Source organism: Comamonas sp. FG99, from assembly GCF_057808605.1.
In genome coordinates this window covers 1-19,605 of sequence record NZ_JBMDII010000045.1, presented here as the reverse complement: position 1 = coordinate 19,605, position 19,605 = coordinate 1, and the positions used below count along the sequence as shown (strand labels likewise).

Annotated in this window: 11 protein-coding genes; 7 read left to right on the top strand and 4 right to left on the bottom strand. The window is 67.6% G+C overall.

Annotated features, from left to right (window positions below; genetic code table 11):
• Window positions 1-213: 213 nt before the first annotated feature.
• Complete coding sequence (locus ACODRX_RS22400) at window positions 214-912, top strand: 2OG-Fe dioxygenase family protein (RefSeq protein ID WP_488873777.1); 699 nt, start codon at window positions 214-216, stop codon at window positions 910-912.
• A gap of 65 nt (window positions 913-977) precedes the next feature.
• Window positions 978-1,415, top strand: coding sequence for a universal stress protein (locus ACODRX_RS22395; RefSeq protein WP_488873754.1), 438 nt, complete (start codon window positions 978-980; stop codon window positions 1,413-1,415).
• A 42-nt stretch (window positions 1,416-1,457) separates the two neighbouring features.
• Here the strand turns inward: ACODRX_RS22395 and nrdR are convergent, their stop codons facing one another.
• The 3 genes from nrdR to ACODRX_RS22380 form a co-directional block, all read right to left on the bottom strand.
• The gene (nrdR, locus tag ACODRX_RS22390) at window positions 1,458-1,907 is read right to left on the bottom strand and encodes a transcriptional regulator NrdR (RefSeq protein ID WP_488873753.1); all 450 of its coding nucleotides are present in this window, start codon (window positions 1,905-1,907) and stop codon (window positions 1,458-1,460) included.
• Window positions 1,908-1,928: 21 nt separating this feature from the next.
• Window positions 1,929-3,173 carry a serine hydroxymethyltransferase gene (glyA, locus tag ACODRX_RS22385; protein ID WP_488873752.1) on the bottom strand — a complete coding sequence of 415 codons (1,245 nt, stop codon included), beginning with the start codon at window positions 3,171-3,173 and terminating at the stop codon, window positions 1,929-1,931.
• Window positions 3,174-3,591: 418 nt separating this feature from the next.
• Window positions 3,592-4,527 (bottom strand): lytic transglycosylase domain-containing protein, encoded by a 936-nt coding sequence (locus tag ACODRX_RS22380; protein ID WP_488873751.1) that lies wholly within the window; start codon window positions 4,525-4,527, stop codon window positions 3,592-3,594.
• Window positions 4,528-5,514: 987 nt separating this feature from the next.
• Here ACODRX_RS22380 and ACODRX_RS22375 point away from each other — a divergent pair.
• Entirely contained in the window at window positions 5,515-9,252 is a 3,738-nt protein-coding gene (locus tag ACODRX_RS22375; RefSeq protein ID WP_488873750.1) for a DUF748 domain-containing protein, read from the top strand.
• Window positions 9,253-9,365: 113 nt separating this feature from the next.
• Window positions 9,366-12,050 (top strand): DUF349 domain-containing protein, encoded by a 2,685-nt coding sequence (locus ACODRX_RS22370; RefSeq protein ID WP_488873749.1) that lies wholly within the window; start codon window positions 9,366-9,368, stop codon window positions 12,048-12,050.
• 63 nt (window positions 12,051-12,113) lie between these two features.
• Here the strand turns inward: ACODRX_RS22370 and ACODRX_RS22365 are convergent, their stop codons facing one another.
• Window positions 12,114-14,093, bottom strand: a complete 1,980-nt coding sequence (locus ACODRX_RS22365) for a sigma-54-dependent Fis family transcriptional regulator (RefSeq protein ID WP_488873748.1) — start codon at window positions 14,091-14,093, stop codon at window positions 12,114-12,116.
• A 370-nt stretch (window positions 14,094-14,463) separates the two neighbouring features.
• Here ACODRX_RS22365 and ACODRX_RS22360 point away from each other — a divergent pair, with 370 nt between their 5' ends.
• Genes ACODRX_RS22360 through ACODRX_RS22350 form a run of 3 tightly spaced genes read left to right on the top strand, consistent with a single transcriptional unit; the run spans window position 14,464 to window position 19,474 of the window.
• Window positions 14,464-16,608 carry a hydantoinase/oxoprolinase family protein gene (locus tag ACODRX_RS22360; RefSeq protein WP_488873747.1) on the top strand — a complete coding sequence of 715 codons (2,145 nt, stop codon included), beginning with the start codon at window positions 14,464-14,466 and terminating at the stop codon, window positions 16,606-16,608.
• Between the two features lie 11 nt (window positions 16,609-16,619).
• The gene (locus tag ACODRX_RS22355; protein ID WP_488873746.1) at window positions 16,620-18,944 is read left to right on the top strand and encodes a hydantoinase B/oxoprolinase family protein; all 2,325 of its coding nucleotides are present in this window, start codon (window positions 16,620-16,622) and stop codon (window positions 18,942-18,944) included.
• A 23-nt stretch (window positions 18,945-18,967) separates the two neighbouring features.
• A complete protein-coding gene (locus ACODRX_RS22350) occupies window positions 18,968-19,474 on the top strand; it encodes an acetone carboxylase subunit gamma (RefSeq protein ID WP_488873745.1) in 507 nt (168 codons plus the stop codon).
• Window positions 19,475-19,605: the final 131 nt, after the last annotated feature.

The following is a 19,605-nucleotide window of genomic DNA, read 5'->3' as shown; positions in this document are numbered from 1 at the left end:
GTTGCCCCGGGTTCACTCGCATTCGGGGAAGGACGGCATCGCCGATTGCGGGGGCAGGCCGCGCGGGCCTGCGAAGACTTTGCGCCAGATCGATGCGGTGCGCGGCAAACTCACGTAAGCTTGGTATTTTTCCGATTCTTCGCGAGGCTGGCGGCCGTGACTGCACCTGTGATCTTTCCCCCTCCCTATAGCGACGCTGCCCAGACCGGCAGCATGCTCAGCGCCTACGGCTACGCGGTGCTCAGCCCTGCGGCCGTGGGCCAGTGGGCCGGCTGCGAGCCGGCGGCGCTGCAGGCGCTGTCGCCCAGCTGGAGTGGCATGCCGCCCGACGGCTACCTTAAGGACGGCGGCCGCTACCGCCACCGCCGCCACTCCTGCTTCGTGGTGCGCGCGGGCACGGTGGAGCCGGTGCCGCACCGCGCCCATTGGCAGCCGGTGGAGTACAACGCGCTGCATGGCGGCATGCAGCGCTGGTTCGAGCCGATGCTGGCGGAGACGGTGGCCGAGCCGGCATGGAGCCAGCTGCTGCTGGCGCTGGGGCGGACCGCGGGTGAGCTGTTCGGCACCGGCGCGCAGACGCCATGGTATGCCGAGGCGCACCAGTTCCGCATCGATACGGCGGACGGCATCGGCCGCCCCACGCCCGAAGGCGCGCACCGCGACGGCGTCGACCTGGTGGCCGTGTTCCTGGTGGGGCGCGAGCGCATCAAGGGCGGCGAGACGCGCGTGTTCGACGCAGCCGGGCCGCAGGGCGTGCGCTTCACGCTCACCGAGCCCTGGTCGCTGATGCTGCTGGACGATGCGCGCATGATCCACGAGAGCACGCCCATCCTGCCGCTGGGGGAGCAGGGCGGCTGGCGCGACACGCTGGTGGTGACCTTGAGGCGCGGCGGCTTCCAGGGTGAGGCTTAGTTTGCCTGCGGCAGCGAATTGGAGTACAAACAAATCGATAGCGTACAGAAAGGAAGCGCCGAGTCATGTTCAAGCACATTCTGGTTCCCGTGGATGGATCGCCCACCTCGCTGCTGGCGGTGTCCAAGGCCGCGGAGCTGGCCAAGGCCTTTGGCAGCGATGTGACCGCGGTCTATGTGATCGACCCGTACCCGTTCACCGGTGTCGGGGCCGACTTCGCCTATGGCCAGGCGCAATACCTGTCGGCCGCCACCGCCGAGGCCGACTCCGCGCTCAATGCGGTCAAGCAGCACATGGAGCAGGCCGCCATCCCGGTGAATACGCTGGTCGGCGAAGGCCATTCGGTGCACGACGGCGTGATGCAGGCCGCCAAGGCCACCGATGCCGACCTGATCGTGATGGGCTCGCACGGCCGCAAGGGCCTGGAAAAGCTGGTGCTGGGCAGCGTGACCCAGCGCGTGCTGGGCGCCAGCCATATCCCGGTGCTGGTGGTGCGGCAGTAAGCTGCCCGATGCAAACAAGCAAGGCTCCGTACGGAGCCTTTGCTATTTGCGCACTTCGTCGACCAGGGTCTTGAACTCGTCGATGTCCTCGAAGCTGCGGTAGACGCTGGCATAGCGGATGTAGGCCACCTTGTCGAGCTTTTGCAGCTCGGCCATCACCAGCTCGCCGATCATGCGGGTCTGCACCTCGCGGGCGCCCTGGCTGCGCAGCTTGTCCTCAACCTGATCGATGGCCTGCTCCACCGCATCGATGCTTACCGGGCGCTTGCGCAGCGCCAGGCTGAACGAGCCCTTGAGCTTGCTGCGGTCGTAGTCGATGCGGCGGCCGTCCTTCTTGACGATGGCCGGCAGCGCCACCTCGGGCCGCTCGTAGGTGGTGAAGCGTTTCTCGCAGTGCCCGCACTGGCGCCGCCGCCGAATGAAGCTGCCGTCCTCGGCCACCCGTGTCTCGACGACCTGGGTGTCCGGATGGCTGCAGAAGGGGCATTTCATCGCACGCGGCGCCGCCGTCGATCAGCGATAGACCGGGAAGCGCGCGGTCAGCGCATTGACCTTCTCGCGCACCGCGGCGATGTTGGCTTCGTCGCGCGGGTTGTCCAGCACGTCGGCGATCAGGTTGGCGGTCAGGCGCGCCTCTTCGTCCTTGAAGCCGCGCGTGGTCATCGCCGGCGTGCCCACGCGGATGCCGCTGGTCACCATCGGCTTCTCGGGGTCGTTCGGGATCGCGTTCTTGTTGATCGTCATATGGGCCTGGCCCAGCACCGCCTCGGCTTCCTTGCCGGTGATGCCCTTGGCGCGCAGGTCCACCAGCATGACGTGGCTTTGCGTGCCGCCGCTGACGATGCGCAGGCCGCGCTGGGTCAGCGTCTCGGCCACGATGCGGGCATTGGTCACCACCTGCTGCTGGTAGGCCTTGAACTCGGGCGTCAGCGCCTCCTTGAAGGCCACGGCCTTGGCCGCGATCACATGCATCAGCGGGCCGCCCTGCAGGCCGGGGAAGATGGCGCTGTTGATCGCCTTCTCGTGCTCGGCCTTCATCAGGATGATGCCGCCGCGCGGGCCGCGCAGGCTCTTGTGCGTGGTGGAGGTCACCACGTCGGCATGCGGCACCGGATTGGGGTAGACGCCCGCGGCGATCAGGCCGGCGTAGTGGGCCATGTCCACCATGAAGATGGCGCCGACTTCCTTGGCGATCTTCGCGAAGCGCGCGAAATCGATATGCAGGCTGTAGGCCGAGGCGCCGGCCACGATCAGCTTGGGCTTGTGCTCGCGCGCCTTGGCTTCCATCGCGTCGTAGTCGATCTCTTCCTTGGCGTTCAGGCCGTAGGAGACCACGTTGAACCACTTGCCCGACATGTTCAGCGCCATGCCGTGGGTGAGGTGGCCGCCTTCGGCCAGGCTCATGCCCATGATGGTGTCGCCGGGCTTGAGGAAGGCGAGGAACACCGCCTCGTTGGCCGAGGCGCCGCAGTGCGCCTGCACGTTGGCGGCTTCGGCGCCGAACAGTTGTTTGACGCGGTCGATGGCCAGTTGCTCGGCCACGTCCACATACTCGCAGCCGCCGTAGTAGCGGCGGCCGGGATAGCCTTCGGCGTATTTGTTGGTGAGCTGTGTGCCCTGGGCCCACATCACGGCGGGCGAGGCGTAGTTTTCGCTCGCGATCAGCTCGATATGCTGCTCCTGGCGCTGGTTTTCCGCCTGGATGGCGGCAAAGAGCTCGGGGTCGGTCTGTTCGACAAGAATATTGCGGTGGTACATGGCAGTCCTATGAACTTGATGTCCCTTGAGAACAAGGGCTGCCCAGGCGAACGGCGGAACGCTTCGGGCCAGGGCCCGGGCGGTACGCTCCCCGGTGGTTCACGGCAGCTGCGCTCCCGCTGGTTTCCACGTCAGCGGCGGCGCCCTGCCGGGTGCCGCGCCTATCGCCAGTCGCGTACCCGGCTAGTGTAGCCGAGGCCGGGGCATTGCCGGGGCGTGTCGGGCATTCATTGGAAGGGGCGCTGCTGCCAGGCAACACCGGATGGTGTGGCCCAGCGGAAAAAAGGCCCCCACGCTTGCTCACTGCGTGTAGCCGCTGCCCCCAAGGGGGCGCTTTTTGCCTTGGGGCGGCCCGGCGGCAAAAAAGCACCTTGGCGGGTGCTTTCCTCTATATAGATAGCAGGGTGGGATGGATGCCTCAGGAGCCCGCCACCATCGCGACCTTGGTGCCGCTGCCGCTGACAGCCGCTTCCACCGCGGATTCGCCCGCCAGCGCGATGCCCGCGCTGGCGTTCGCGGGGCTGGCCGGGAGGCTGGCCTTGGCCGACAGATTGGGCTTGGCCGGTGGATCGGCCGGGCGGCTGCGGCCGTTGGCCACCTGCTTGATGCGGAAGTGCTCGGCCAGCACCTTGGCGGCATAGCCGCCGTCGCTGGGCAGGTTGGCCGCGCCCACGTAGTAGCGCAGGCCGCCTTCGATCGAGCCGGCGCGCTGGATGCACTCCTGCAGCACCTGCACGCCCACCTTGAGGTTGGTCACCGGGTCAAATGCGGCGAGGTGGCCGCCAAAGCCCTGGTACTTGTCGGTATGGATCTTGGTCATGACCTGCATCAGGCCCTGGGCGCCGACCGAGCTTTGCGCAAACGGATTGAAACTCGACTCCACCGCCATGATGGCCAGGATCAGCGTCGGGTCGAGCTTGGTGGCCTTGCCCACTTCGTAGGCCTGCGACACCAGCACGGCCAGCGGCTCGGGCGCCACGCTGTACTTCTTGCTCAGCCAGTAGGCAACCGCCGCCTGGTTCTTGGGCAGCTTGTGCGGATTGGTGGCGGTGGCGCGGTCCACCGCGGCGATGATCGGGCTGGCCTCGCTGGCGGGCGCAGCGACGGCGGCGGCCGCGCTGGCGGCGGCCGGGGCCGGGCTGCGGGCAGACGCCAGGTGGCGAGCCTCCAGCCAGCCGCGCAGATAGTTCTCGCCGCTATGGCGCAGGTCATCGCGCGCCACCAGCGTGAGCGCGGCGAAGGCCACCAGCAAACCCAGCAATGCAAATCCGTTATGCGTCACGGCCAGGATGGCCTGCGCAATATTGGCGCGCACCAAGCGCACGCCTGCAACCACTTTCGCGGCAGCTGTCATACCTATGTTTCCTTTCCAATGCCTGCGGCTTCGGGCAGCCTGCCCATGAAGAGATAGCCGGCAGGGGCGGGGTCACTGTGCTGTGCCTCGCCAAGCAGGGACGCCCGGCCGGTGCCAAGCGCTCCCTCGTCGTTTCTTGCACGCTGCTCGCGTGTCGGGACTACGATGTGCCACGCCGTGGGCGGCGCGGCTCAAGACAAATCAACGATGTAATGCAATGCCGCGAATTCTAGAAGTTGTTCTAATATCTGGTCAACACTAAGGAATTGAAAAAACAGATACATAAGTAATAAAAAATCGTGTAGGAAAACACCTGGTTTCCATGCGGCGATAGCGCTGCCTACAGGGTCTGCGAGCTGTTGTGAGAAGTGAGTGAGCGGTTGATGGAAGGCCTCTGATGCTGCCGGCGCGGGTAAGCAAAAATATCTGCCATGCCGCCAGCCGGGGATGGCGCTTCGCGCCCATGGAGCGAAGGGCGTACCGGGTGAAGCCAGTGCCTTCCTGGCCATGCTGCTATGGATGGCGAAGCGGCGCTGTGGGCGAAAAGGCGTGGCTGCTGGTTGGGCAAGACACGCAAATGACAAATTTTTGCTTTTCCCCGCGTGTTGGATTCCAGACACGCCCGGGCCTGTGTTGCAATAGTTCCGGCAAGTGGCGCCCGCCGGCTGCTGGGTGGCTTTTTCGGGCCGCAGAACCCTGCGATGCAGTGGCCTAAAAACTGCGAAAAACAGCCTATAGGCTAGGGTTATTGAGGGTTTTTCCCGCTGCCCTGGCCGCCGCCGCAGGCCGATCGCCCTGGGGTGGCCGGCACGCCTCCCTCTATATAGATACCTGCAAGCGCGTGCCGCGCCAGGCCCTGAAGCCAGCGGCAGCGTGTTTTTGCGGATGGGCCTGGATGGTGTCGGCCGCTGCGGCAATTCGGCACAATCTGCCTATCCGCTGCGAATGCTGGCCCAAATGAACAACAAGCTGAATGCCGAAAAATCCGTGAAAAGCCCCTCCGCCCTGCGGCGCTGGCTGCGCCGCCTGGCCTGGTGCGTGGCGGGGCTGCTGGCGCTGTGGGCGCTGTCCTGGGCGGCCTTGCCCTATCTGCTGCGTACGCAGGGCGAGAAGATCGCCAGCGCCAAGCTGGGGCGCCAGGTGCATATCGGCGCGGTGGATTTCAAGCCGTGGACGCTGGAGCTGACGGTGCGCGACCTGAGCATTGCCGCGGCTGAGGGCGGGCAGCCGCAGCTGGCGGTGGCGCGCATCTATGCGGACGCCGACATCCAGTCGCTGTGGCGCCTGGCGCCGGTGCTCGATGCACTGGAGGTGGAGCAGCCGGTGCTGCGCTTTGCGCAGACCGCTCCCGGCCATTTCGATTTCGACGATGTGCTCGAACGCCTGAAGGATCCCGAGCCGCCCAAACAGAGCAAGCCGGCGCAATTCGCGCTCTACAACATTGCGCTGCGCGATGGCGTGGTGGAGTTCCACGATGCCACCGTCGGCAAGACGCACGAGGTCAAGGGGCTGAACCTGGGCGTGCCCTTCGTCAGCAACCTCGAGTCCAAGCGCGAGATCAAGGTGCTGCCCAAGCTGGCGTTCCAGCTCAACGGCAGCCGGTTCGACAGCAGCGCCGAATCCACGCCCTTCACCGACAACCGCAAGACCGATGCGGTACTGCACATCCAGCAGTTCGACCTGGCGCCGTACCTGGGCTATATCCCGGCATCGCTGCCGCTCAAGCTGGCGGCGGGCGTGCTCGATGCCGACATCAAGGTGGCGTTCGAGCAGGCGGATGCGCCCGCCGTGCGGCTCAGCGGCACGGCCAAGGCATCGCAGGTGCGCGTGAATGATGCCCGCGACGGCGAACTGCTGCAGTGGGACGCGCTGGAGCTCAAGCTGGCCGACGTGCAGCCGCTGGCCGGCCGCGTGCACCTGGAATCGGTGGCGCTGCATTCGCCGCAGATATCGCTGCAGCGCGACAAGCAGGGCCAGCTGCGCCTGCTGGATGCCCAGGGCCAGCCGGTGGCCGGCGAGAAGCCGGCCGCCAGCGGGGATGGCGCGGCGAGCGCAGCGCCTGCGTGGTCGGTGCAGGTCGATCACCTGCAGGTCAGCGATGCGCGCGGCATATGGCTGGACGAGAGCGTGCCGGTGCCTGCGCGCGTGCAGCTCGATGGCCTGGCGCTGGAGGCGAGCGCGATTGCCTGGCCGTTCCAGCAGCCCTTCCCGTTCAAGGGCGAGGCCGGGCTGAGCGGCGACAAGGGTGTGCCGTCGGACGGGCGCATCGCCTTCGAAGGCCAGGCCACCGATGCGATGGCCGATGTGAAAGTCACCACCACCAAGCTGCCGCTGCAGCTCGGCGCCTCGTACCTCACCGGCGTGCTCGAGCCGGGCGTGCTGGGCCAGATCGACAGCCAGGTGCAGATCCACAGGCAGGGGGCCGACGTGACGGTGCAGGTGGCCGAGCTGTCGGTGTCGCAGGTGGCGCTGCAGTGCAAGGCGGCGGCGCGCTGCAGCGCGCCGCACGGCACGGCTGTGGGGCTCAAGGGCCGGGACAACCTGCTGGAGCTGCAGAAGCTGCAGCTCAAGAATGCGGTGATCGACACGGCCAAGCAGTCGGTCAAGGTCGGCTCGGTGGAACTGCTGCAGCCGGCGGCCGGCGTGTCGCGCAACCAGGCGGGCCGCTGGATGTACGAAGACTGGCTGCCCAGGACGCAGGCCGCGGCCGAGGCGAAATCCGCCGGTGGCAAGGCTGCCGGCAAGCCCTGGTCGGTGGAGCTGGCCAGCATTGCGGTCAAGGGCGCGAACCTCCAGTACCTCGACGAATCCACGCCGCGCCGGGTGGCATTCAAGCTGTCCGCCGTGGACCTGCAGCTGGAGCAGTTCGCGCCGCTGGCGCCAAAGGCCCAGCCATCCAGGCTCAAGCTGGCCGGGCGCCTGGCCACCGGCCGCGCCGAACCGGGCCGGCTGCTGTTCGATGGCAGCGTGGGCCTTGCGCCGCTGTCGGCCGTGGGCCGGGTCAACCTCAGCCAGCTGCCGCTGCATGCCTTCGAGCCCTATGTGGCCGATCGGCTGCCGCTGCGGCTGCTGCGCGCCGATGCCAGCTTTCGCGGCCAGCTCGATTTTGCCCAATCGGCCAAGGGGCCGGTGCTCAGCGTCAAGGGCGATGCCGGCCTGGACGATGTGCGCGTCAACGCGCTGGCGGCCAGCGTCAGGAAGCCGCAGCCTGGCGCAGCCGAGGCGGGCATGGCGGGCGGTGGTGAAGCGCTGCTGAACTGGAAGACCCTGAGCCTGCGGGGCGTGGAGCTGCGCATGCAGCCCGCGCAGCGCATGCGCGTCAAGGTGGGCGAGACGGCGCTGTCCGACTTTTTCGCGCGCCTGGTGGTGCAGGAAAACGGCAAGCTCAACCTGCAGGACCTGGGCAGCGACGACACCGCGGCGCCGGCCGACGGCAAACCATCCGAGGCCAAGCCCGCCGATGGCAAGCCCACGGCGGTGGCCGCGGCCACTCCCCCGCCGGCGCCGGCGGGGGAGGCGACGGGCCCCATCATCGAGCTGGGCCCCATCACCTTGGCGGGCGGCACGGTCAAGTTCGCCGACCACTTCGTCAAGCCCAACTACTCGGCCGACCTGTCGGAGCTGGCGGGCCGCATCGGCGGCTTCTCGTCCGAGCCCGCGGCCGCCGGCCAGCCGCCGGCGCTGGCCGAGCTGGAGCTGCGCGGCAAGGCCGAGGGCACCGCGTCGCTGGAGATCACCGGCAAGCTCAATCCGCTGGTCAAGCCGCTGGCGCTCAGCGTCCACGGCAAGGTGCGCGACCTGGAGCTGCCGCCGCTATCGCCGTACAGCGTCAAGTACGCGGGCCACGGCATCGAGCGCGGCAAGATGAGCGTGGACGTGCAGTACGACGTGCAGCCCAATGGCCAGCTCACCGCCACGAACAAGCTGGTGCTCAACCAGCTGGCCTTCGGTGACGAGGTCAAGGGCGCGCCGGCCAGCCTGCCGGTGAAGCTGGCGGTGGCGCTGCTGGCCGACCGCGACGGCGTGATCGACCTCGACCTGCCGATCAGCGGCTCGCTCAACGACCCGCAGTTCAGCCTGGGCCCGGTGATCCTGAAGGTGATCGGCAACCTCATCATGAAGGCCATCACCTCGCCGTTCGCGCTGCTGTCCAGCGCCTTTGGCGGCGGCCCCGAGGCCAGCCAGGTGGCGTTCGCGCCCGGCTCCAGCGTGCTGTCGGCCGAGGCCAAGGCCCAGCTCGACAAGGTGGCCAAGGCCTTGCAGGACCGCCCGGCGCTGCAGATGACCGTGGTCGGCGAGGCCGGGCTCGAGGCCGAGCGCGATGGCTGGCGCAAGGCCCGCATCGATGACATGGTGCTGGCGCAAAAGCGCCGCCAGGCCATCCGCGGCGGCGCCACGGCCGATGCGGTGGCGCCCGTCACGCCGCAGGAATACCCCGAACTGCTCAAGGAGGTGTACAAGCGCGCCGACATCAAGAAGCCGCGCAACATGGTCGGCATCGCCAAGGACCTGCCGCAGTCCGAGATGCAAACCCTATTGCTCACCAGCGTCGAGGTGCCCGACAATGCGATGCGCGAGCTGGCGCTGGCGCGCGGCGTGGCCGTGCGCGACTACCTGGCCAGCCAGGGGGTGAAGCTTGAGCGCCTGTTCCTCGGCAACATCAAGACCGAAGAGCTGGGCAAGGATTGGAAACCGCGCGCCGAGCTCAAGCTCGCGACTCGGTGACACAATCTACCGGAGCAGGCCCGCGTTTGGTGGGCAATTCCGGTGAAAATAGCGGCTTCATGGCTGGTGCACAGGGCCACCGTAGCCACTTACCATATTGAGTGACCGTATACATGTTTCCTTTCTCATCGCGTGGCAAGTCTTCCGATGTTCCCGAACCCACTCCGGCGCCGCCCAAGGCTGCGGCCGTGCATCCGCTCGATGCACTGACCGGCGGGGCATTCTCCGCGGCCACCTCGGGTGACCGCGCCGCCAAGGTGCGCGAATGGCTGGCCGGCAACCCCGCGCCCGAGCAGCTGCAGGAGGTCTTCAAGGAATTGAGCGCCCGCGACAAGGGCGCGGCCAAGGCCATCCGCGAGCGCCTGGAAGAGCTGCGCCGCGCCAAGGGCCAGGAGGCGCTGGCCGTCGAATGGGCCGACAAGGCCGAGAAGCTGCTGCAGGCGGGCAAGCTGAACATTGCCGATGCCCTGGCCTGGCAGCGCGATGCCGCCAAGGCCGGCGCGCCGCTGTCCAAGGAGCCGCTGTCGGCGCTGAAGCTGCAGCTGGCCGAGCGCGTCAAGGTCATCGAGGATCTGCAGCACCGCGTGCAGGTGCAGCGCGAGGCCGCGGTGCTGCTGGCGCAGCGCGTGGAAGTGCTGTCCACCAAGCCCTGGACCGACGCGCAGCTTGCACAGCCCGCGCTGGCCGCCGATGTGTCGCACTGGCAGGAGCAGGCGGCGGCGCTCGAAGGCGATGCCAACTGGGGCAGCGTCGAGGCGCGCTTCCCTTCGCTGCTCGACGGCTCCAAGGCCCAGCTGCTGGTGGTCTGGGATGCATTCCAGTCCGCGCTGGCGCAGACCGCCGCCGCGGCCGAGGATGTGCAGGCGCCGCTGCCGTCGGTGCCGGTGTGGGCCGATGAGATCCGCGCCGCGCGCGGCCTGCCGACCGAGGCCGAGCAGGCTGCGGCGCGTGCCGCGGCGGCCAAGCCCGCGCAGGATCCGCAGGAGGCCAAGCGCGCCCAGGCCGCGGTGAGCGAGGCGCTGGCCAAGCTCAAGGCCCAGACCGCCGAGGGCCATGGCAAGGCGGCGTCGGGCGCGGCGGCGGAGCTGCGCGCGGCGCTCAAGGTCCACGGCAAGCTGATCGACGGCGCGCTGGAGCACGAAGTCAATGCCGCGCTGATCGCCGCCGGCGAACTCGAGGGCTGGCAGCGCTGGAGCGCCGACAAGGTGCGCGAAGAGCTGATCGCCAAGGCCGAAGGCCTGCTCAAGCGCCCCGAGGGCCAGGCCCTGGGCGGGCGCAAGCTGCAGGAGTCGCTGCGCCAGCTGCGCGAGGAGTGGAAGAAGACCGACCAGAGCGGCCCCACCAACCATGGCCTGTGGAAGCGCTTCGACGAAGCCTGCAATGCCGCCCACAAGCAGGTCGCCGTGTGGCTGGAGAAGGTGCGCGAAGAGGGCGCCAAGCACCGCGCCGAGCGCGAGGCCCTGATCGCCGAGCTCAAGGCCTGGGGCGCCGAGCATGCGGCCAGCGCCGACTGGAAACAGATCCAGCGCGGCCTGCACCAGTTCAGCGACCGCTGGCGCGCCAGCGGCCATGTGGGCGAGAAGGCCTTCGGCGAGCTGCAGTCGGCCTGGAAACAGGCGGTGGCCGCAGTGTCGGCGCCGCTTGAGGCCGCGCAAAAAACCAGCATACTGCGCCGCGAGGCGCTGATTGCCGAAGCCGCCAAGTTGGCCGAGGCGGCACACCTGAACATCGATGCGGTGCGCGAGCTGCAGCGCCAGTGGCAGGCCGAGGCGCAATCGGTGCCGATGGACCGGCGCCACGAACAAAAGCTGTGGGACGCGTTCCGCAAGCCGCTGGATGAAGCCTTCGAGCGCAAGACCCAGCAGCGCCAGCGGGTGGCCGAGCAGCTGAGCTCGCGCGACCAGGGCGTGGTGGCGGCCTCCAAGGCGCTGGAGCAGGCCAGCGCGGGCGGCGATGCACAGCAGATCCAGGCGGCCATGCAGGCCTTGCAAGAGGCGCTCAAGGCCCAGCAGCAACAGGCCGAGCCGGCAGCCGACACCCCCGCGGCGCCAGTCGCCGAGGCACAGGCATCCGACGAGCCGGGGGCCGAGGCTGCCGCCACTGACGTAGAGTCTGCCGCCGAGCCGGCAGCCAAGCCCGTGGCAGCCCCGCGCCCGGTGGTGGCGGTGCGCGGCGACGACCGGCCCGGCGCGAAGCGTGAAGCGCCGTCCACCGGCCGGCCCGAGCGCCGCGATGGCGGCAGGCCCGCCCGCCCTGGCCGTGACCAGGCCTGGGGTGGCCGCGACCGGCGCGATGACCGCTATGGGGATCGCCGGGAAGAGCGGCGCGAGGAGCGTGGCCCGCGCCTGGGCGATACCGCATTCCGTGCCCAGCGCGATGCGATGGAGCATGCGCAGGCCGCCTTGCGCAAGCTGGCCAGCCAGGCCCATGGCCAGGCGCTGACGCAACTGCTCGAGGCCTGGGCCCGGCGCGACGCGGCGCAGCTGCCGTCGGTGCAGGAGCTGGGCGGCAGGCTGCCCGGGCCGGTGCGCTCCAGCTGGAGCCAGGCGATCCAGGCCGCGCCGCAAGGCGATGCCGGCGAAGCGCTGCTGCGCCTGGAGATGGCCGCCGACGTGCCCACGCCGGCCGACCAGATCTCCGCGCGCCGCGCGCTGCAGCTGCAGCTGCTGACCCGGCGCAACGCGCCGTCGCCGCAGGAGACCTGGGCGCAGGACGTGGCCCAGGTGCTGGCCGCGCCCAGCGACGATGCGGCCGCGCGGCGCCTGCAGGCGGTGCTCAAGGCGCTGCTGCGCAAGTGACCGCGAGCGCGGCCTGAGGGAAGCCTGGCCGCGCGCCGGCCGGTGTGCCTTCGGGCGCGGGGGTCAGCCGCCTCCGTCCTGCACGCGGATGGCCGCCAGCTTCACATAGAGCGTGCTTCTGGAGATGCCCAGCATCCGCGCTGCGGCGGCCATGTTCCGGTGTGATTTCTGGATCGCATCCAATATGGCTTGCCGCTCCAGATCCTCCAGCCGGCCCGACGGGGCATGGGGGACGGCGCCATCCACTGGAGCCTGCCCGGCGCGGGCCACGGCGGGGGGCAAGGCCGATGGCTCGATGGCATCGCCATCGCTGAGCGCAAACGCGGCCTCGAACACATTCTGCAGTTCACGGATATTGCCCGGCCAGCGATAGCGGCGAAACGACTGCAGCACGCACTCGTCCCAGGTCTTGGGCACGCAGCCGTATTTCTCGGCCAGCTTGTGGTTGAGGTGGCCGATGATGGTCTCGATGTCTCCGGGGCGGTCGCGCAATGCCGGCAGGGGCAGGCTGACCGCGCAGAGGCGGTGGTACAGGTCTTCGCGAAATCGCCCGGCGGCAACCTCCTGCCGCAGGTCTCGGTTGGTGGCCGCAACCAGGCGCACGGACACGCGCCGCTCGCGCGTGTCGCCCAGGCGTACGACGACACCGTCTTGCAGCACGCGCAGCAGGTGCGGCTGCATGTCGAGCGGCATCTCGCCGATTTCGTCCAGGAACAGCGTGCCGCCGCCGGCCTGCTCGAACTTGCCTGGCAGGCCGCTGCGCCGCGCGCCGGTAAAGGCTCCTTCGGTGTAGCCGAACAGCTCGCTGGCCAGCAGCTCGCGGGTCAGCGCCCCGCAGTTCATGGCGATGAAGGGCCCGCTGCGCGAGTGGCCGGTGCGGTGCAGGGCGCGGGCAAAGAGCTCCTTGCCGGCGCCGGTTTCTCCTTCCAGCAGTACCGGCAAGTCGAGCATGGCGATGCGCCGCGCTCTGGCCTTGGTGGCCTCCAGCACTTCGCTGTGGCCCAGTATGTCGGCGAAGGCGTCTTCGCTGGCATCGGGCGCGATGGGTTCGGCGGCGGGGCGCACGCGGTGCCTGGGGGCCGCTGCGGGAATGACCAGCAAGGTTCCCAGGGCCTCGCCCTGGTCCTGTATCGGGTGCTGCCATTCCGGCCTGAGCCATCCCGGGGGCGGGCGGGAATGGCCCGCCGCCGGCCGCTCAAGCTGCAGGCCATCCACTTGCTCGCCCAGCGCCAGGGCCTGGCAGACGCCGTGCGTGTCGCGCATCTGCGGCAGCGGCCCGCTGGTGCGGATGATGCGCCCCCGGTGGTCGCACAGCACCAGGCCGTCGTTGCCGAAGCGGCTGAAGAGTTCCATGGAGCGGTTCAGCAGGCGGCTTTGCAGCGTGGCGTCGCGGCGGGCGATGTCAGCTTCTATCTGGTGCGCCGCCGCCATGACCAGTCCCAGCGTATGCCCATGGAAGGTTTCCTTGGTGCCGGAGACATCGACGATCCCCAGCAGCGTGCCCCCGATGGGGTCGCGGATCGGCGCGGCGGCGCAGGTCCAGCGCTTGACGTCGAGGCAGAAATGCTCGCTGGCATGGATCTGGACCGGCGTGCGCATCGCGATGGCGGTGCCTATCGCATTGGTGCCGATGACTTCCTCGCCCCATTGCCCGCCAATCGCGAGATTGACATCCTCGCCGGCGGTGCGGACGCGGTTTTCCCCCACCAGCTGCAGGATGGTTCCATGCGCGTCGCTGAGCATGATGAGGGTGCCGCACTCGCGCAGGAGATCGCGCAGGCCTTCGAGCACCGGCCGGGCCGCATTGCACAGCGCGTGGTTTTGCTGCGTCAGCCTATGGATGTGCTCACTGCTCGTGCCCGGCGCCCGCGGGCTGCCGGGGTTGACGGCCTCGCTCTGGCAGCGCTGCCACGAATGCAGCACGAGCTCGCGCACCCCTTGCCCCGGCATGGCGCGGTTTTGCACAAAGCGCTCCCATGCCGAGGCTACGAGAGGCTCGTCGCCGATCCGGGGGACCAGGGATCCGCAGTGAGAGAACGGCATGTGAACAGGTGGGAAGTATTCAGCCGCAGGGCTGCTGCCCCAGGAGTGGGAGTCTCCGCAAGTTAGCCACCGGGGCACTTGGTGTCAACAGGTCAACTACCGACCGGCATGGCGCCGGCTTGCGGCTGGTTTCCGGCCGAGGCTGGAACCTGTCCGGTTTCCGGACACCTGGAGCGCGATGTCGGAAAACCGGACTGTATCTTGCTTGCCAGGCCCCTGCCGGATGCAGCGTGCTGCGGCGTATATGTGATTGATTGAAAAGGGATTTTTAAAAATCCACGGGTGTTGCGCGGTCTTGGCATGCAGGTTGCGATGGATGGTGCGTGGGAAGCGATTCCCACCATGTAACTACCCACAGATGGAGACATTCATGCAAGTGCAATCCACCGTACAGGTGATGGGCATCGATGCCGGGGGCACGATGACCGACACCTTCTTTGTCCGCGACGATGGCCGGTTCGTCGTCGGCAAGGCGCAGAGCAATCCGGCAGACGAATCCCTGGCGATCTACAACTCCTCGGTCGACGCGCTGGGCCACTGGGGCCGGAGCGTGGACGAGGTCTATCCCGAGCTGGCGACCTGCGTGTATTCGGGCACGGCGATGCTCAACCGCATCCTGATGCGCAAGGGCCTCGATGTGGGCCTGATCTGCAACAAGGGCTTCGAGCAGATCCATTCGATGGGCCGGGCGCTGCAGAGCTACCTGGGTTATGCGCTGGAAGACCGCATCCACCTCAACACGCACCGCTACGATGAGCCGCTGGTGCCGGTCTCGCGCACCCGTGGCGTCACCGAGCGCACCGATGTGCAGGGCAAGGTGGTCATTCCCTTGCGCGAGGAAGAAGTGCGCCAGGCCACGCGCGAGCTGGTGAAGGCGGGCGCGCAGGCCATCGTGATCTGCCTGCTGCAGTCGCACAAGAACGCGGGCAGCGAACAGCGCGCCCGCGACATCGCCAAGGAGGAGCTGGCGCGATTGAAGGCGGACATCCCGGTGTTCGCATCGGTGGACTACTACCCCTCGCGCAAGGAAAGCCACCGCATGAACACCACCATCCTGGAGGCCTACGGCGCCGAGCCTTCGCGCCAGACGCTCAAGAAGGTCTCGGACCGCTTCAGGAAGCACGGCGCCAAGTTCGACCTGCGCGTGATGGCAACCCACGGCGGCACCATCAGCTGGAAGGCCAAGGAGCTGGCGCGCACCATCGTCTCCGGCCCCATCGGCGGCGTGATCGGCTCCAGGCTGCTGGGCGAGGCGCTGGGCGACGAGAACATCGCCTGCTCGGACATCGGCGGCACCAGCTTCGACGTGGCGCTGATCACCAAGGGCAACTTCGCGATCAAGAGCGACCCGGACATGGCCCGCCTGGTGCTTTCGCTGCCGCTGGTGGCGATGGACTCGGTGGGGGCGGGCGCCGGCAGCTTCGTGCGCCTCGACCCCTACAGCAAGTCCATCAAGCTGGGCCCCGACAGCGCCGGCTACCGCGTGGGCACCTGCTGGCCGGAGAGCGGCCTCGACACGGTTTCCGTCTCCGATTGCCATGTGGTGCTGGGCTATCTGAACCCCGACAACTTCCTGGGCGGCGCCATCAAGCTCGATGTGCAAAGGGCCCGGGACCACATCAAGGCGCAGATTGCCGATCCGCTGGGCTTGTCGGTGGAGGACGCGGCGGCCGGCGTGATCGAGCTGCTGGACCTGACGCTGTCCGAGTACCTGCGCGCCAACATCAGCGCCAAGGGCTACAACCCGGCGGAGTTCACCTGCTTCTCGTACGGCGGTGCGGGGCCGGTCCACACCTACGGCTACACCGAAGGCGTGGGTTTCAAGGATGTGGTGGTGCCGGCCTGGGCGGCGGGCTTCTCTGCCTTTGGCTGCGCCTGCGCCGACTTCGAATACCGCTACGACAAGTCGGTGGACCTGGGCGTGGCCCAGCATGCCCCCGACGCCGACAAGGCGGCGGCCTGCAAGTCTTTGCAGGAGGCCTGGGCCGAGCTGGCGGTGAAGGTGGTTGAGGAGTTCGTGCTCAACGGCTACCAGCCCGAGGACGTGCTGCTGATCCCCGGCTACAAGATGCAGTACATGGGCCAGCTCAACGACCTGGAAATCGTCTCGCCCGTGACCAGCGCCGCGACCGCCGCCGACTGGGACCGGATCGTCGAAACCTTCGAGGCCACCTACGGCCGCGTATATGCCAACTCGGCGCGTTCGCCCGAACTGGGCTTCTCCATCACCGGCGCCATCCTGCGCGGCATGGTGGTGACGCAAAAGCCGGTGCTGCCGGAAGACCCAGACGCCGGCCCCACGCCGCCCCCCGAGGCCTACCTGGGCACCCGCCCGTTCTACCGCCATAAGAAATGGGTCGATGCGGCGCTGTGGAAGATGGAAGGGCTCAAGGCCGGCAATCACATCGCCGGCCCCGCCATCATCGAATCGGACGCCACCACCTTCGTGGTGCCCGACGGTTTCGAGACCACGGTCGACAAGCACCGCCTGTTCCACCTCAAGCAAGTCAAGTAAGGAGACACACCATGAACATGATGAGCAACCAGGAAGTGGGCTTCGCCAATCTGCTGAAGAACGGCCAGACCCTCAAGCAGTTCCGCGACGGCATCATCGCGCGGACCCAGGCCACGGGCAGCTACAACGGCCTGAGCCAGCTGGAGTTCCGGGACTCGGACCCCATCGGCTATGAAAAGCTGTTCTCCAAGCTGCGCGGCGGCCTCGTGCATGCACGCGAGACCGCCAAGAAGATCGCCGCCAGCCCCATCGTGGAGCAGGAGGGCGAGCTTTGCTTCACGCTCTACAACGCGGTCGGCGACTGCGTGCTGACATCGACGGGGATCATCATCCACGTCGGCACCATGGGCGCGGCGATCAAGTACATGATCGAGAACAACTGGGAGGCCAACCCCGGCATCCATCCCGGCGACATGTTCACCAACAACGACTGCTCGATCGGCAATGTGCACCCTTGCGACATCGCCACCATCGTGCCGATTTTCTGGGAGGGGCGGCTGATCGGCTGGGTGGGCGGCGTCACGCACGTCATCGACACCGGCGCGGTGACGCCGGGCTCGATGTCCACCGGCCAGACCCAGCGCTTCGGCGACGGCTACATGATCACCTGCCGCAAGACCGGCATCAACGACGAGCCGCTGCGCGACTGGCTGCATGAATCCCAGCGCTCGGTGCGCACGCCCAAGTACTGGATCCTCGACGAGAAGACCCGCATCGCCGGCTGCCACATGATCCGCGAGCTGGTGGAGGAAGTGATCCGCGCCGACGGCATCGAAGCCTACGAGAAGTTCGCCTACGAGGTGATCGAGGAAGGGCGCCGCGGGCTGCAAAGCCGCATCAAGGCGATGACCCTGCCGGGCAAGTACCGCAAGGTGTCGTTCGTCGACGTGCCCTTCAAGCACGAGGACGTGCAGGTGTCCAACGCCTTCGCCAAGCTCGACTCCATCATGCACTCGCCCTGCGAGATGACCATCAAGGCCGACGGCAAGTGGAAGCTCGATTTCGAGGGCGCGAGCCGCTGGGGCTGGCACACCTTCAACGCGCACCAGGTGGCCTTCACCTCGGGCATCTGGGTCATGATGTGCCAGACCCTGGTGCCCACGCAGCGGATCAACGACGGCGCCTATTTCGCCACCGAGTTCCGCCTGCCCAAGGGCACCTGGTGCAACCCCGACGACCGCCGCACCGGCCATGCCTATGCCTGGCACTTCCTAGTCTCGGGCTGGGCGGCGCTGTGGCGCGGGTTGGGGCAGTCCTACTTCAGCCGTGGCTACCTGGAGGAGGTCAACGCGGGCAATGCCAACACCTCCAACTGGCTGCAGGGCGGCGGCATCAACCAGGATGGCGAGATCCACGCGGTCAACAGCTTCGAGGCCAGCTCCTGCGGCACCGGCGCCTGCGCGGTGAAGGATGGCCTGAACCATGCCGCCGCCATCTGGAACCCCGAAGGCGACATGGGCGACATCGAGATCTGGGAGATGGCCGAACCCTTGCTCTATCTGGGGCGCAACGTGAAGGCCAACTCGGGCGGCTATGGCAAGTACCGCGGCGGCTGCGGCTTCGAGACCCTGCGCATGGTGTGGAACGCCCAGGACTGGACCATGTTCTTCATGGGCAACGGCTTCATGAACAGCGACTGGGGCATGATGGGCGGCTATCCCTCGGCCACCGGCTATCGCTTCGAGGCCCACGCCACCGGCCTCGACAAGCGCATCGCCCAGGGCGATTCGCTGCCGCTGGGCGGCGATCTCGATCCCGGCCGTCCGGACTACGAGAACCACCTCAATGCCACGGCCGAGGTGAAGCGCGACAAGCAGTGCATGACCACCGAAGACTGCTATGCCAACCACGACCTGTACCTGAACTACCTGCGCGGCGGGCCGGGCTTCGGCGATCCGATCGACCGCGAGCCAAAGGCCATCGAGGCAGACCTGAACCAGAAATTCCTGCTGCCGGAATACGCGCAGAAGGTGTATGGCGCGGTCTTCACCCAGGACGCCGAAGGGGTGTACACCGTGGACGCGGCCAAGACCGAGGCGCGCCGCGCCGAAATCCGCCAGGAGCGCCTGGCCCGCTCCGTGCCGACCCGCGAATGGATGAAGGAGGAGCGCGAGCGCATCCTGAACAAGCACGCCTCGACCCAGGTGCAGCACATGTTCGCCACCAGCTTCGGCCTGTCGGAAAAATTCACCCGGGAGTTCAAGCAGTTCTGGAGCCTGCCGCAGGACTGGCAGCTGCGCGAGGAAGAGCTGGGCGTGCCGTCCTATGGCTCCAAGCACCGCATGGACCTGTCGCTGCTGCCCGACGTCACCACCGTCGTGCAGGTCGAGGAATAAACACCGTATTCAGGAGTACCAATATGTCTACCTATACCAACGAACAGGTCTCCCATCTGGTGGATGGCAGCCTTGACTGGGAAACCACCTTCCGCATGCTGTCGATGCCCAAGGACCATGGCCGCTTCGAGCAATACCTGGCCGCGCTGCAGGCCAAGGTGGGCTTCGAGGACCGCATCGTCCTGCCGCTCGGGCCGCATCTGCATATCGTGCAGTCGGCCAAGACCAAGCGCTGGGTCACCCAGTGCGATTGCGGCCACGCATTCTGCGACTACCGCGAGAACTGGAAACTGCATGCCCGTGTCTATGTGCGCGATACCGAAGAGGCCATGGCCGAGGTCTATCCCAGGCTGATGGCGCCCGACACCCAATGGCAGGTCTACCGCGAGTATTACTGCCCGCAGTGCGGCGCCATGCACGATGTGGAGGCGCCCACGCCGTGGTACCCGGTGATCCATGACTTCGAGCCCGACATCGAGGCTTTCTACCAGGACTGGATGGGCCTGCCGGTGCCTGAGCGCGCCGATTGACAGGCGATAGGGCCCGCGCGCGGGCCCGGTAATGGGAAAAGAAAAAGCCGCTGCATTGCTGCAGCGGCTTTTGCCGTTGGTGCCCAGGAGAGGACTCGAACCTCCACGGAGTTACCCGCTAGTACCTGAAA

What these genes read in the sequence shown, in the direction of transcription:
- ACODRX_RS22395 (WP_488873754.1), top strand. Translation starts at nt 978, where the DNA reads ATGTTCAAGCACATTCTGGTTCCCGTGGATGGATCGCCCACCTCGCTG.
- ACODRX_RS22360 (WP_488873747.1), top strand. Translation starts at nt 14,464, where the DNA reads ATGCAAGTGCAATCCACCGTACAGGTGATGGGCATCGATGCCGGGGGC.
- ACODRX_RS22400 (WP_488873777.1), top strand. Translation starts at nt 214, where the DNA reads ATGCTCAGCGCCTACGGCTACGCGGTGCTCAGCCCTGCGGCCGTGGGC.
- ACODRX_RS22365 (WP_488873748.1), bottom strand. Translation starts at nt 14,093, where the DNA reads ATGCCGTTCTCTCACTGCGGATCCCTGGTCCCCCGGATCGGCGACGAG.
- nrdR (WP_488873753.1), bottom strand. Translation starts at nt 1,907, where the DNA reads ATGAAATGCCCCTTCTGCAGCCATCCGGACACCCAGGTCGTCGAGACA.
- ACODRX_RS22370 (WP_488873749.1), top strand. Translation starts at nt 9,366, where the DNA reads ATGTTTCCTTTCTCATCGCGTGGCAAGTCTTCCGATGTTCCCGAACCC.
- ACODRX_RS22355 (WP_488873746.1), top strand. Translation starts at nt 16,620, where the DNA reads ATGAACATGATGAGCAACCAGGAAGTGGGCTTCGCCAATCTGCTGAAG.
- ACODRX_RS22350 (WP_488873745.1), top strand. Translation starts at nt 18,968, where the DNA reads ATGTCTACCTATACCAACGAACAGGTCTCCCATCTGGTGGATGGCAGC.
- ACODRX_RS22380 (WP_488873751.1), bottom strand. Translation starts at nt 4,527, where the DNA reads ATGACAGCTGCCGCGAAAGTGGTTGCAGGCGTGCGCTTGGTGCGCGCC.
- glyA (WP_488873752.1), bottom strand. Translation starts at nt 3,173, where the DNA reads ATGTACCACCGCAATATTCTTGTCGAACAGACCGACCCCGAGCTCTTT.